The organism is Pantoea sp. Ft-CA_14 (assembly GCF_024520875.1).
GTDB lineage: Bacteria > Pseudomonadota > Gammaproteobacteria > Enterobacterales > Enterobacteriaceae > Pantoea > Pantoea agglomerans.
Map to the genome: position 1 here is coordinate 1 of NZ_JALNPM010000014.1, position 14,744 is coordinate 14,744.

Consider the following 14,744-nt stretch of genomic DNA (forward strand, 5'->3'; position numbering starts at 1 on the left):
ACGGTTCGTCGGCACGCCGTCAAAGCCGAAGGTACCGCGTGAGCGGCGCGAGGACGGCCCGGCAGCAGCAGAGGTGCGCTGGCCCGCACTGTGGCTCGCTCGCCCGGAAAAAAAGCTGCCACGTTTGACCGTGACAGCCTTTACAAATCTAATCTTAACTGACCAGCGTTAAGCTCCTTTTTTGTGGCAGATTCTTCAGTACATCACTTCGTGGCCATAGCTGGCGAGAATGTTTTTCACGCGCTCCATTGTCTCTTTGCTCGGTGGCTTCACCCCGTCCAGCTTGTACTCTTCACCCATCGCAATCCATTTATGCTTACCCAGTTCGTGATAGGGCAGCAATTCAATCTTCTCAACGTTCTCCATGTCACGCGTGAATTCACCCAAGCGATGCGCGGTGTCATCATCGTCGGAATAGCCGGGCACCACGACAAAACGGATCCATGTCCGTTTGCCTTTTTTCTGCAGGTAACGGGCAAAGTCCAGCGTACGGTGATTAGAGACACCCACCAGAATCTGATGGACGTCATCATTCATCTGTTTCAGGTCGAGCATCACTAAGTCGGTAACGTCGAGCAGTTCATCGATCACCGGATCATAGCGGCGTACGAAGCCGTTGGTGTCGAGACAGGTATGAATACCTTCGGCCTTACAGGCACGGAACCAGTCGCGCACAAATTCAGCCTGAAGAATGGCTTCACCACCCGACGCCGTGACGCCGCCGCCAGAGGCGTTCATAAAATGGCGATAGGAGAGCACATCCGCCATCAGCGCTTCGACGCTGATCTCTTTGCCACCGTGCGTATCCCAGGTGTCGCGGTTGTGACAGTAGAGGCAGCGCATCAGGCAGCCCTGGAAGAAGGTGATAAAACGGATACCGGGACCATCGACGGTGCCGCAGGATTCAAATGAGTGGATACGACCGTTAACTGACATTGCGATGTTTTCTCCAGTAAGTCTGCCGGGACAGACGGCGCAATCTCTGTTGCGCTCAGGGCAGGAAATCGATTCTGGTGGGAACCTTGATGGAGATGACCACCAGAACAGACTTTTAATTAAAAGGCTCCGCGAGGAGCCTTTTTTATCAGGTAGAGCAGTAATTACAGTGATTTAGTGAAGGTTCGGGTAATCACATCCTGCTGCTGTTCTTTAGTCAGTGAGTTAAAGCGTACAGCGTAACCGGAAACGCGAATGGTCAGCTGCGGATATTTCTCTGGATGTTCCATCGCGTCCAGCAGCATTTCACGGTTCATAACGTTAACGTTGAGGTGCTGACCGCCTTCGATGCTGGCTTCGTGATGGAAGTAACCATCCATCAGACCGGCAAGGTTGGTTTTTCGCACGTTATCATCTTTACCCAGCGCGTTTGGTACGATTGAGAAGGTATAGGAGATACCATCTTTCGCATAGGCAAACGGCAGTTTCGCGACGGAAGTCAGTGAGGCAACTGCACCTTTCTGGTCACGACCATGCATCGGGTTAGCACCTGGTCCAAACGGCGCGCCAGCGCGACGTCCATCTGGTGTGTTACCGGTTTTCTTACCATATACCACGTTCGAAGTAATGGTCAGAACAGACTGAGTTGGCACGGCATTACGATAGGTGTTCAGCTGCTGAATTTTCTTCATGAAGCGTTCAACCAGATCGCAGGCCAGGTCATCTACCCGTGAGTCGTTGTTACCGAACTGCGGATATTCGCCTTCAATATCGAAGTCGATGGCCAGACCATCTTCGTCACGAATCGGTTTCACTTTGGCATATTTAATTGCAGAAAGTGAATCCGCAGCGACGGAGAGACCCGCGATACCACAGGCCATGGTGCGGTAGACATCCCGATCATGTAAGGCCATCAGTGCCGCTTCGTAGCTGTATTTATCATGCATGTAGTGAATGATGTTCAGCGAAGTCACATACTGTTTTGCCAGCCAGTCCATGAAGTGATCCATACGCTCCATGACGGTGTCGAAATCCAGTACGTCGTCGCTGATTTTGTCGCCTTTCGGTCCAACCTGCATTTTCAGCTTTTCATCCACGCCGCCGTTGATTGCGTAGAGCAGCGTTTTCGCCAGGTTGGCACGTGCGCCAAAGAACTGCATTTGTTTGCCGACAATCATCGGGCTCACGCAGCAGGCGATTGCGTAGTCATCATTGTCGAAATCAGCACGCATCAGGTCATCGTTCTCATACTGCAAAGATGAGGTATCGATAGAGACTTTAGCGGCATATTTTTTGAAATTAATCGGCAGTTTTTCTGACCACAGGATGGTCATGTTCGGCTCAGGTGAAGGACCCATGGTGTAGAGGGTATTCAGGAAGCGGAACGTACTTTTTGAGACCAGGGTACGGCCATCAACGCCCATACCAGCCAGGGATTCCGTTGCCCAGATTGGGTCACCTGAGAACAGCTCATCATATTCAGGTGTACGCAGGAAGCGAACCATACGCAGTTTCATCACCAGATGGTCAATCAGTTCCTGTGCCTGCTCTTCAGTTAGTTTACCGGCTTTAAGGTCACGTTCGATGTAAACATCAAGGAAGGTTGAGACGCGGCCAAATGACATGGCAGCACCGTTTTGTGATTTAACTGCAGCCAGGTAGCCATAGTAAGTCCACTGTACTGCTTCAACCGCATTGGTAGCCGGACCGGAGATGTCATGGCCATATTTTGCTGCCATCTCTTTAATCTGGGCCAGCGCATGATGCTGGTCAGAAATCTCTTCACGCAGACGAATAGTCGCTTCCAGATTAACGCCATTCTCTAAATCTTCCTGCAGTGAGGCGAACTGAGCGAATTTATCCGCCATCAGGAAATCGATGCCGTACAGCGCCACACGACGATAGTCACCGATAATACGGCCACGGCCATAAGCATCAGGAAGGCCGGTCAGGATTCCTGATTTACGGCAGCGCAAAATGTCCGGGGTATAAACATCGAACACGCCCTGGTTGTGCGTTTTGCGGTATTCGGTGAAGATTTTTTTCAGTGAAGGGTCGAGTTCACGGCCATACACTTTGCATGACCCTTCGACCATTTTGATGCCGCCATAAGGAATGATGGCGCGTTTTAATGGCGCTTCGGTCTGCAGACCAACAATTTTTTCCAGTGGCTTAATGATGTAACCCGCGTCGTGCGAGGTAATGGTTGAGGCGAGATCGGTGTCGAAGTCGACTGGCGCGTGGGTGCGGTTCTCAATTTTGATGCCTTCCAGCACGCTTTCCCACAGTTTGGTGGTCGCTTCGGTGGCACCCGCCAGGAATGACTCGTCACCTTCATATGGGGTGTAGTTTTTCTGAATGAAGTCGCGCACATTGACGCTATTCTGCCATTCGCCTTCAGCAAATCCTTCCCATGCTGAAGCCAGTTTTGCATTAAGTTCGGTCATAATATACCTGCCTTATATGAGGAGACTTTACGGTCGGGCACAGCCAACTTCCTGTGCCGTCAAAAATGCGTTTAATGAACCTGGTCACCTTTACGGAGATAGATAACCCAGTAGGTCAACCCAACCAGAACGCCGCCGCCGATAATGTTTCCGATGGTCACGGGAATCAGGTTGTCGATAATAAAGTTACTGAGGGTCAGCGAGTGAAACTGTGCCGCCGTGGTGCCAGCTGCCTGCCAGAATTCAGGTGTCGCGAAGTCACGAATAGCAATGGCATAGGGTATAAGAAACATGTTGGCGATACTGTGTTCGAAACCGCTTGCGACAAACATCGCAACAGGCAGAATCATCACGACCAGCTTATCGGTCAGGGTGCGGCCTGAGTAACTCATCCAGACGGCGAGACAGACCAGCAGATTGGCCAATGTACCCAGACAAACCGCCTCTATGAAGGTGTGATGCATCTTGTGGTCGGCGGTTTGCAGGACATTCAATCCCCAGGCGCCATTCGCGACCATGTGCTGTCCGGCAAACCACATCAGGGCGACAAAGAAGAGTGCACCTGCAAGGTTACCGGCGTAAACGTTAATCCAGTTGCGGGCCAGCTGTCCCCAGCTGATGCGGCCACTGGCTTTGGCGACAACGATTAGTACAGTAGAGGTAAAAAGGTCGGCACCACATACCACGACCAGCATTAAGCCGAGTGAAAAGCAGATACCTCCAATCAGTTTGGCTATGCCATAGGGCATCGCGCCGCTACCGGTGGTCGCTGTAATATAAAAAACGAATGCGATTGAGATAAATACGCCGGCGTTTATTGCCAGAAAGAAGGTCGTAAAAGGATGTTTGGTTGCTTTATAGATACCCGCGTCTTCGGCCACTTTTGCCATCGCGGCGGGTAATAAAAGATTAAAAGGGTTGTCAGTTTTCACACTAACTTACTCCTGAAGTTGTCTGAAAAAATACTAACAAAGGAGTATAGGTCAGTAATTGATATGGATCATGTTTGCCAGGGTGGTAACCCACTGGTCGCAAATTAATGAGAAAATAATGAGTTAACTAGCTGAATATAGACAAATAAATTTATTTTAAAAATACAAAAATATTTTAATATAAAGTGATGCGCCACTTTTTTAGTTCAGCCTGTGTTATTAATTAATGGCTTATATGTTAATTAAAATGATGTGATGTAATGGGAAGGAATTTTAAAGTAGCTAATGTTTCATAGAGAAAGTGGGGAAGGATGGCACCAGATAAATCCAGTGCCATGTTTAACCGTCTGCTTTCAGTCTGACGCGTCAGGGCTTACGCGTTTTTCCAGTAGTGACGTTTGGCGTTTTGCAGTTTTTCGTAGGCGGCAAGCAGCGACTGATGGGCAGGGAAGGCCTGCAGCTCATCATCAACAGCCTGAAGGCCGTTAAACGGATTCTCACCACTGATCGCGGCGGAGGCTGCTTCCATTGCGCTCTCACCATACATCCGCAGGAAAGCGTGATGATACTGCAATGGATCACGCTCATCTTCCATAGCCAGTAACAGCAGGGTCTGCAGGCAACGATAGTAGTTAGCGCGCTCTGGCGTAAAGATTGAGCTGTTAAACTCCATCGTCCATTCTGTCCAGATCAATGCCTGATCCAGATCGCCGCCCGCCAGCGCCAGCATCGCTTTTAATTCGCCAACACGCAGCGTGTACCAGCCATTGTCTTTACCGGTCGCCAGACCCAGCAGCTCACGAACGCGGGTGAAGTCATCAAAGCCTTCATCATCAAGCTGTCCAATCAGATCCAGATACTCTTCCGGATTCCAGTTGCTGTCAGGCAGGGCCAGCAGGGTTTCACGCATGCCCGCTCCCATGCTGTTGTTCGCCAGGAACAGGTCTTCTGCCGGGTAGATATCAGACATGCCTGGCACGATGATGCGGCAGGCATAGACACCCAGATGCTCGTAGTCTGCAATATAGACTTCCTGATCTTCCGAGGCGAAGATTGCCATCAGCGTGGCGAATTCCTGTTCGGTGCTGCCCGCGAATGACCAGTCGACAAAAGGATAATCCGCAGTTTCTTTAAACAGATCCCAGGAGATCAGGCCGCTTGAATCGATAAAGTGTGTTTCAAGGTTGGCATGCTCAGCCACTTCTTCGTCATCAAAGGTCGGTGGGGTAAACACATCCAGATCTTTGAGGCTTCGGCCCTGCAGCAACTCGGTAACGGTACGCTCCAGCGCCACACCGAAATCAGGGTGAGCACCAAATGAGGCAAAACAGGTTCCGTTGGTTGGGTTAAACAGCACCACGCAGATAACCGGATATTTACCGCCGAGAGAGGCGTCATAAGCGAAAATCGGGAAGCCTTCCGCTTCAAGACGTGCAATGGCTTCGATCACCTCAGGATAACGCTGCATCACGTCATCTGGAATCGCAGGCAGGCTGATCGCTTCAGCAATAATGCGGTTTTTAATGTAGCGCTCAAACACTTCAGACAGCCCCTGAACACGCGCTTCGTTCGCGGTATTACCTGCCGACATGCCGTTTGAGACATAGAGGTTGCCGATAATATTCATCGGGATATAGACAGTCTGCTGGTCGGACTGACGGGTAAAGGGCAGGGCGCAGATACCACGTTCAGTATTCCCGGACTGCAGATCAATCAGGCCGGAAGCCGTCAGTGCATTGTCGGGATCGTAAAATGCGCGCAGGCGCGGATCCAGAATACCTTCAGGTAAGGACTCATCATCAGGTAACGCAAACCATTTTTCATTGGGATAGTGAACAAAATCGCCGTTAGCGATCTTTTTTCCCAGCCAGAAGTCAGCAAAAAAATAGTTAGTTGAGAGACGCTCGAAATACTCGCCCAGCGCGGAGGCCAGCGCCGCTTTTTTACTGGCGCCCTTGCCGTTGGTAAAACAGAGCGGGCAATCGCGATCGCGGATATGCACTGACCAGACATGGGGGACAGGATTCAGCCAGGATGCTTCTTCAATGTTAAAGCCAAGATCCTGCAGCTTGTTCTGGAAACGCGCAATGGAGTCTTCCAGTGCGGCATCTTTGCCCGGGATAAATGTTTGCGTCATAGTGCCGCTCTCTCAGTTGTCATAGGGTGCGTAAAGCGCGCAATGATACGGATTTTGCTAACAGACCGCTATCAGGGCGGGACATTTTTACCGGCTTACTTTACCGGCTTACTTTTCATCACTTCTGCTCTCAGGCCAAACGCGGATTAATGGCGCTGGATAAAGCCTCACAAAATTCCGCGCAGATTTGCATTGGTAACATAACCTCCGGCGATCCAGATTCAGAAAATGTGACCGCTCCCTGATTTATGATTGCAGCTATCAGAATGCAGTGATAAAACCGGATGGTTATTCATAACCGTTCGATATGACAGTGGTGAGGGGAAATGACGCAAGTTTATAATTTTAGCTCTGGCCCGGCGATGCTACCGGTTGAAGTGCTTCGTCGTGCAGAACAGGAACTGACGAACTGGCGCGGTCTGGGTACCTCTGTAATGGAGATCAGTCACCGCAGTAAAGAGTTTATTCAGGTGGCTGAAGAAGCGGAGCAGGACTTCCGTGATCTGCTAAAAATACCGTCGAATTACAAAGTTTTATTCTGTCATGGCGGGGCGCGTGCGCAGTTCGCTGCCGTACCGGGAAATCTGCTGGGTAAAGCGACCAGTGCCGACTATGTTGATGGCGGTTACTGGGCGCATAGCGCAATAAAAGAAGCGGAAAAGTATTGTTCCCCACGCACGCTGGATGTCAAAACAACGCGCGACGGTAAACGAGCCATCCTGCCGATGAGCGAATGGGAGGTGAGTGAGACGTCCGCTTACCTGCATTTCTGCCCGAATGAAACCATTGATGGCATCGCGATTGACGAACAGCCCGACTTTGGCAGTAAAACCGTTGTTGCTGATTTCTCATCCACCATTCTGTCACGCCCTATCGATGTGAGTCGTTACGGTGTGATTTATGCGGGTGCGCAGAAAAATGTGGGCCCGGCCGGATTAACGCTGGTTGTCGTTCGCGAAGATCTGCTGGGTCAGGCACACGCCTCTGTGCCCTCAATCCTCGATTACAAAGTGCTGGCCGATAACGATTCGATGTTTAACACCCCGCCGACTTTTGCGTGGTATCTCTCAGGGCTGGTGTTTAAATGGCTGAAAGAGAAGGGCGGTGTGGCTGAAATTGATCGTATCAATCAGGCAAAATCTGACCTGCTTTATGGCGTAATCGATCACAGTGGCTTCTATCGTAATGATGTGGCAACAGAAAACCGCTCACGCATGAACATCCCTTTCCAGCTGGCCGATGCTTCACTCGATGCGCTGTTCCTGGAAGAGTCGTTTAAGGCGGGATTACACGCGCTTAAAGGCCATCGTGTAGTAGGCGGTATGCGCGCCTCTATTTATAATGCGATGCCGCTGGAAGGTGTGAAGGCCCTGACCGATTTCATGGTCGATTTTGAACGCCGTCACGGCTGATTATTAAGATATCAGCATTGATGCTGATGCCAGACCTCGTCACACGGCGAGGTCTCTGTATTTTTTGAGGATTTCGTTTCACATGCAGGACTCCCTGACTCTCCAACCGATTGCGCGCGTCAACGGCACGGTAAATCTGCCCGGCTCAAAGAGCGTTTCCAATCGTGCATTGCTGCTGGCTGCTCTGGCTAAAGGTACAACCCGTCTTACCAACCTGCTCGACAGCGACGACGTTAAGCACATGCTGAATGCGCTGACCGCGCTTGGTGTAAGCTATACGCTTTCCAGCGATCGCACCCTGTGTGAAGTGACGGGAAATGCCGGGCCACTGCACGCATCTCAACCGCTGTCACTGTTTCTGGGCAATGCCGGAACCGCAATGCGTCCGCTGGCCGCGGCGCTTTGTCTGGGCCAGCACGATATCGAACTGACCGGCGAACCCCGCATGAAAGAGCGTCCAATCGGGCATCTGGTTGACGCACTTCGTCAGGGCGGAGCAACCATTGAGTACCTGGAAAACGAAAACTATCCGCCGCTGCGTTTACGCGGTGGTTTTACCGGGGGTGAAGTCAGTGTGGATGGCAGCGTTTCCAGCCAGTTCCTGACCGCGCTGCTGATGACCGCGCCGCTGGCACAGCAGGATACCTGTATCACCATCAAAGGTGATTTGGTGTCGAAACCTTACATCGATATTACCCTTAATCTGATGCAGTGCTTTGGCGTCGAGGTTGAGAATCAGAACTATCAACGCTTCCTGATCAAGGGACAGCAACAGTATCAGTCGCCGGGTGATTACCTGGTTGAAGGCGATGCCTCTTCCGCTTCCTATTTCCTGGCCGCTGCCGCCATTAAAGGCGGCACGGTTCGCGTCACCGGGATTGGACGCCAGAGTGTGCAGGGTGACATCCGGTTTGCTGACGTGCTGGAAAAGATGGGCGCGACGATTGAGTGGGGCGATGATTACATTGCCTGTACGGCCGGAAAACTGCAGGCCATCGATATGGACATGAACCATATTCCGGATGCTGCAATGACCATCGCGACTACGGCGCTATTTGCAGAGGGCACTACCCGGTTACGCAATATTTATAACTGGCGGGTAAAAGAGACCGATCGACTGAGCGCAATGGCCACAGAGCTGCGTAAAGTCGGGGCAGAAGTCGAAGAGGGTCATGACTACATCCGTATTACGCCGCCAGCGACGCTGATTCATGCGGATATTGGCACCTACAATGACCACCGCATGGCGATGTGTTTCTCTCTGGTTGCACTTTCTGATACCCCGGTGACCATTCTCGATCCTGGCTGTACTGCAAAAACCTTCCCGGACTATTTCGTTCAACTGGCTAAAATCAGCCAGAGCGCCTGATATCTCCCCTTCCGGTGCGGTTCGCACCGGAACTCCCCTGATTTTATCTGGCTGTAACAGGCCAGAGATCCTCTGAATTGACTAAGATTACGAACCTGATCAGTGCGAAAGGGTAACCAAGCCGTGCTATGCAGCGTATAATGCTAGTCATTAATGGTGACCGAAAGGTCAGGAAGCACGCAGCAACAGGAGGGAATAATGACAGTAACTGCCCCGGTCATAACTATTGATGGGCCAAGTGGAGCGGGAAAGGGAACCCTGTGCAAAGCGATGGCGGAATCGCTGCAGTGGCATCTGCTGGACTCCGGTGCTATTTATCGCGTGCTGGCGTTGGCCGCATTGCATCATCAGGTGGAGATTGAATCTGAAGAGGCGCTGGTGCCGATTGCCGCTCACCTGGATGTGCGCTTTGTGTCACAAAATGGTGAAATGCAGGTCATACTTGAAGGTGAAGATGTCACCGGTGAAATCCGTACTCAGGAGGTCAGCAACACCGCTTCTCGTGTTGCCGCTTTTCCCCGGGTACGCGAAGCATTATTGCGCCGCCAGCGCGGTTTCCGCGAGATGCCTGGCCTGATTGCTGATGGCCGTGATATGGGCACCGTAGTTTTTCCGGATGCGCCAGTGAAAATTTTCCTTGATGCCAGCCCGGAAGAGCGTGCTCAGCGCCGTATGCTACAGTTGCAGGATAATGGCTTTAATGTTAACTTTGACCGCCTTTTAGCCGAGATAAAAGAACGCGACGACCGCGATCGTAATCGCGCAATTGCGCCTTTAGTAGCCGCTGGCGATGCATTGGTTCTGGACTCTACCGAGATGTCTATCGATCAAGTCATTGAAAAAGCGCTACAATATGCCCGCGAGAAGCTGGGTATTACGGCTTAACTGAATCTACCACCCTGTACCATGGATCCGGTGCCGGGCATGTGAAACAACCCCATCCGACATGAAGTCAGATGGACGTTAAATTGAAGAATCCTGAAGATTATCAATATGACTGAATCTTTTGCTCAACTATTTGAAGAATCCTTAAAAACAATCGAAACCCGCCCGGGTTCTATCGTTCGTGGCATCGTCGTTTCTATCGACAAAGATGTCGTTCTGGTTGATGCGGGTCTGAAATCTGAATCTGCAATTCCTGCAGAGCAGTTCAAGAACGCAGCCGGCGAACTGGAAATCCAGGTAGGCGACGAAGTTGATGTTGCTCTGGATGCAGTGGAAGACGGCTTCGGTGAAACCCTGCTGTCCCGTGAGAAAGCTAAGCGCCATGAAGCATGGATCACGCTGGAGAAAGCTTACGAAGACGCTGAAACTGTTACCGGTGTTATCAACGGCAAAGTTAAAGGCGGCTTCACAGTTGAGCTCAACGGTATCCGTGCGTTCCTGCCAGGTTCACTGGTAGATGTGCGTCCGGTGCGCGATACGCTGCACCTGGAAGGCAAAGAGCTTGAATTCAAAGTGATCAAGCTGGATCAGAAACGCAACAACGTCGTGGTTTCACGTCGTGCGGTTATCGAATCCGAAAACAGCGCAGAGCGCGATCAGCTGCTGGAAAACCTGCAGGAAGGCATGGAAGTCAAAGGTATCGTTAAGAACCTGACTGACTACGGTGCATTCGTTGATCTGGGCGGCGTTGATGGCCTGCTGCACATCACTGACATGGCATGGAAACGCGTTAAGCATCCAAGCGAAATCGTCAACGTGGGCGACGAAATCACCGTTAAGGTGCTGAAGTTCGACCGCGAGCGTACCCGTGTTTCTCTGGGTCTGAAGCAGCTGGGCGAAGATCCATGGGTTGCTATCGCTAAACGCTATCCGGAAGGCACCCGCCTGACCGGTCGTGTTACCAACCTGACTGATTACGGCTGCTTCGTGGAAATCGAAGAAGGCGTTGAAGGTCTGGTACACGTGTCTGAAATGGACTGGACCAACAAAAACATCCATCCGTCTAAAGTTGTTAATGTAGGCGACGTGGTTGAAGTTATGGTTCTGGACATTGACGAAGAGCGTCGTCGTATCTCCCTGGGTCTGAAGCAGTGTAAATCTAACCCATGGCAGCTGTTCGCTGAGACGCACAACAAAGGCGATCGTGTTGAAGGTAAAATCAAGTCAATCACTGACTTCGGTATCTTCATCGGCCTGGATGGCGGCATCGACGGTCTGGTTCACCTGTCTGACATCTCCTGGAACGCGACTGGCGAAGAAGCCGTTCGTGAGTACAAAAAAGGCGACGAAATCGCTGCCGTTGTACTGCAGGTTGATGCAGAGCGCGAGCGTATCTCTCTGGGCGTTAAACAGCTGGCAGAAGATCCGTTCAACAACTACATCACTTTGAACAAGAAAGGTGCCATCGTCACCGGTAAAGTGACTGCAGTTGATGCTAAAGGTGCTACAGTTGAATTAGCAGACGGCGTTGAGGGTTACCTGCGCGCTTCTGAAGCTTCACTGGACCGCATTGAAGATGCAACTCTGGTTCTGAACGTTGGCGACGACGTTGAAGCTAAGTTCACCGGCGTTGATCGTAAAAACCGTGTCGTAAGCCTGTCTGTCCGTGCGAAAGACCAGGCTGATGAGAAAGAAGCTATCAATACTGTTAACACCAAACAGGAAGAAGGCAATTTCTCTAGCGCTATGGCTGAAGCGTTCAAAGCGGCTAAAGGCGAGTAATCGGCCTGAAGCACCGGGTGGGCAACCACCCGGTTTCGGTAAAAGCTGTCATACATTCCCATAGGGATAAACCGGAGGTTACATGACCAAGTCAGAACTGATCGAAAGACTGGCGGGACAGCATACTCATATACCGGCGAAAGTCGTTGAGGATGCAGTAAAAGAGATGCTTGAGCACATGGCCACTACGCTGGCACAGGGCGAACGCATCGAAATCCGGGGATTCGGCAGCTTTTCTTTGCACTATCGCGCTCCGCGTACTGGACGTAACCCGAAAACGGGTGACAAAGTGGATCTGGAAGGTAAATACGTTCCCCACTTTAAGCCAGGCAAAGAGCTGCGCGATCGCGCAAATATCTACGGCTAAGCCGATACCGAACCAGATAAACGACATCTCCGGATGTCGTTTTTTTTTGCCTGCGATTCAGGCTCAGATCTGACATCCGGATTGCTGTCATCAACACTGCAACGCCGCACTCTCTTTGTGAGAGCGCTCCAGCCTGCCTGATCATCCGCTGTTACTTTTACCTCCTTTGCCCAGAATAATCGAACTGAATCAATGGATACGATTATGCTGACATGGACCGTTCTGGCGCGACTGGCGATCGTTGCAACGTTACCGCTAATGCTGATGGCCCGGCTGCCTTCCGGTGAGGTGATGTGGGGCTTCCTCCTCACAGGACTGGCTCTGCTGCATTGCCCTTACCAACCCGTCCGTCTGGCCGGTATTACTCTGCTGTTTCTGGCATGGGCCTGTAACGACGCCCGTCTGATAGTGCGGGATATCGAAAAGTTCTCGGCGCGTCCTGCCACCTACACCCTTCAGATCAGTGAACTGCGGAAAGAGCGGAAGCAAATCCGGGTTCGTCTGCTGAAAGAGGAGGGCAGGATGATTTTTCCGCCTCGCTTTGCCTGGATCTGGTTTGATGCTGATCCGGAGGTCTACTGTCCAGGACAACGCTGGACGATGAAACTGCGTCTGCGACCGGTACATGCCCGCCTTAATGAGGGCGATTTTGATGCGCAGCGTTTTGCACTGGCTAATAATACGCCGCTTCAGGGACGAATCCTTAAGCAGACTGCGGTAAGCGATCGCTGTGATAGCCGCTGGCGATTTATTTTATGGCATCGTGACAGGACCCGTGCAATGCCTGCACGTGCAACGCTGGAGGCACTGGCTTTTGGCATTCGGGATGAGATGAGCCAGCAGACGCGTCAGCTACTGCGGGATACCGGTACCGCGCATCTGATGGCGATATCGGGCATGCATATCGCCCTGGCCGCCAGCACCGGCTGGATGATTGCGCGTGGGGTGCAATTTATCTTGCCAGCCCGTTATATCAGCTATCTTTTCCCCCTCATCGTGAGCTGGCTGTTTGCTGCAATCTATACCTGGCTCTCCGGTGCACAGCCTCCCGCAGAGCGTTCGCTGCTTGCCCTGACGCTATGGGCGATAACACGGTTTGCGGGAGTTCAGCTGAATAGCTGGCAGGTCTGGACGTTCTGTATTGCGTTGCTGCTGGTAACCGACCCGCTGACCGTGCTCTCAGACAGCTTCTGGCTCTCGGTACTGGCTGTCGGCATGCTGCTGGTCTGGTATCACTGGTTCCCGCTGCCTGCGTCGTTCCGTCGGCAACGGCGCTGGATTCCGGTACAACTGCTGCATTTACAGGCGGGCATGATGATTTTAATGGTGCCGTTGCAGGTGGCGATTTTCAACGGCATCAGCCTGACTGCGCTGGTGGCAAATGTTGTCGCGATTCCGGTCGTCTCGTTTATTACCATGCCTCTGGTGACGCTCGCCCTGCTGCTGCCGGTGGCGCATTTATCTGGCTTCTTCTGGGGAGCGGCCGATCTCTCTTTACGTGCACTGTTTCATGGCCTGACGTTGCTGCCACCAGGCTGGTGGCCGCTGAATGGCACAACCTGGTTTACAGTCATGGTATGGGGCGGTCTGATTCTCTGGCGTGCGCAGCTCTTCTTCTCTCTGCCACTAAGCAGCGGCGCGTTAGCGCTGGCGATGATACTGAGTCGCCAGCCAAATCAGGAGCAGGGCTGGCGCATCGATATGCTGGATATCGGGCACGGTCTGAGTCTGGTGATCAGCCAGGGCGACGAGGCCGTGATGTATGACACCGGCCCGCGCTGGCAGAACGATAATGCGGGGAGTCGGGTGATCATTCCATGGCTGGAGCGCAGGCAGTTACGGTTAAAACAGGTCATCCTGAGTCATAAACATCTGGATCATACTGGCGGGCTGGCGGCGATTACTCAACGCTGGCCAGCGGTTGAAGTCAGAAGTGCGCTGGCTGATGAGGCACACTTACCCTGCGTACGGGGCACGCAGTGGCGCTGGCGGCAGCTCCACTTTCGGGTGGTCTGGCCGCTGACGGCACCCCTGCCGGGCGGAAATAATGACTCCTGTGTGGTGATCGTTGATGATGGTCAGGTCCGGCTGATGTTAACCGGTGATATTGAAGCGAAAGCGGAACGCCAGCTGGTGGCGCTGGAGAAGCAGGGGCTGAAGGTCGATATTCTGCAGGTCCCGCACCACGGCAGCCGGACGTCGTCGACCTCATTGCTGCTGCGTAAAGCCGCAGGCCACACCGCTATCGCCTCGCTGGCACGCTACAATGCATGGCGCATGCCCGCGAAAAATGTGCTGGAAAACTACCGAACGGCCGGTTTTCACTGGCTGGATACGGGCCAGTCAGGACAAATCAGTATCAGGATAAATCAGGGCAGAGCGCAGGTTTCTACCCTGCGGGAACAATTAATGCCCCGTTGGTATCATCAGTGGTTTGGCGTCAAACGCGAATCCAGGTAGAATGGCCGGCTATTTCC

At 52.3% G+C, this 14,744-nt stretch carries 10 protein-coding genes; 6 read left to right on the forward strand and 4 right to left on the reverse strand.

The annotated features are described in order from the left end of the window. Window positions 1-195: 195 nt before the first annotated feature. From pflA to ycaO, 4 genes are all read right to left on the reverse strand, one after another. Complete coding sequence (gene pflA / locus NR195_RS18365; protein WP_010254935.1) at window positions 196-936, reverse strand: pyruvate formate lyase 1-activating protein; 741 nt, start codon at window positions 934-936, stop codon at window positions 196-198. A gap of 164 nt (window positions 937-1,100) precedes the next feature. After that, a complete protein-coding gene (gene pflB / locus NR195_RS18370; RefSeq protein ID WP_010254936.1) occupies window positions 1,101-3,383 on the reverse strand; it encodes a formate C-acetyltransferase in 2,283 nt (760 codons plus the stop codon). A gap of 71 nt (window positions 3,384-3,454) precedes the next feature. Then, complete coding sequence (focA, locus tag NR195_RS18375; RefSeq protein WP_010254939.1) at window positions 3,455-4,315, reverse strand: formate transporter FocA; 861 nt, start codon at window positions 4,313-4,315, stop codon at window positions 3,455-3,457. A 373-nt stretch (window positions 4,316-4,688) separates the two neighbouring features. Further along, the gene (ycaO, locus tag NR195_RS18380) at window positions 4,689-6,452 is read right to left on the reverse strand and encodes a 30S ribosomal protein S12 methylthiotransferase accessory factor YcaO (RefSeq protein WP_010254940.1); all 1,764 of its coding nucleotides are present in this window, start codon (window positions 6,450-6,452) and stop codon (window positions 4,689-4,691) included. Window positions 6,453-6,778: 326 nt separating this feature from the next. Between ycaO and serC the strand changes: the two genes are divergently transcribed. The 6 genes from serC (at window position 6,779) to NR195_RS18410 (ending at window position 14,727) form a co-directional block, all read left to right on the forward strand. Then, window positions 6,779-7,864: a 3-phosphoserine/phosphohydroxythreonine transaminase gene (gene serC, locus NR195_RS18385; protein ID WP_010669757.1), complete on the forward strand. Its 1,086-nt coding sequence runs from the start codon at window positions 6,779-6,781 to the stop codon at window positions 7,862-7,864. 82 nt (window positions 7,865-7,946) lie between these two features. Beyond that, the gene (gene aroA, locus NR195_RS18390; protein WP_010254943.1) at window positions 7,947-9,233 is read left to right on the forward strand and encodes a 3-phosphoshikimate 1-carboxyvinyltransferase; all 1,287 of its coding nucleotides are present in this window, start codon (window positions 7,947-7,949) and stop codon (window positions 9,231-9,233) included. A gap of 198 nt (window positions 9,234-9,431) precedes the next feature. Then, the gene (gene cmk, locus NR195_RS18395) at window positions 9,432-10,118 is read left to right on the forward strand and encodes a (d)CMP kinase (RefSeq protein WP_010254946.1); all 687 of its coding nucleotides are present in this window, start codon (window positions 9,432-9,434) and stop codon (window positions 10,116-10,118) included. 108 nt (window positions 10,119-10,226) lie between these two features. Continuing rightward, window positions 10,227-11,900, forward strand: coding sequence for a 30S ribosomal protein S1 (rpsA, locus tag NR195_RS18400; RefSeq protein WP_003849352.1), 1,674 nt, complete (start codon window positions 10,227-10,229; stop codon window positions 11,898-11,900). A gap of 82 nt (window positions 11,901-11,982) precedes the next feature. After that, entirely contained in the window at window positions 11,983-12,267 is a 285-nt protein-coding gene (gene ihfB / locus NR195_RS18405) for an integration host factor subunit beta (RefSeq protein ID WP_003849360.1), read from the forward strand. A 204-nt stretch (window positions 12,268-12,471) separates the two neighbouring features. Next, a complete protein-coding gene (locus NR195_RS18410; protein ID WP_256844802.1) occupies window positions 12,472-14,727 on the forward strand; it encodes a DNA internalization-related competence protein ComEC/Rec2 in 2,256 nt (751 codons plus the stop codon). Window positions 14,728-14,744 lie beyond the last annotated feature (17 nt).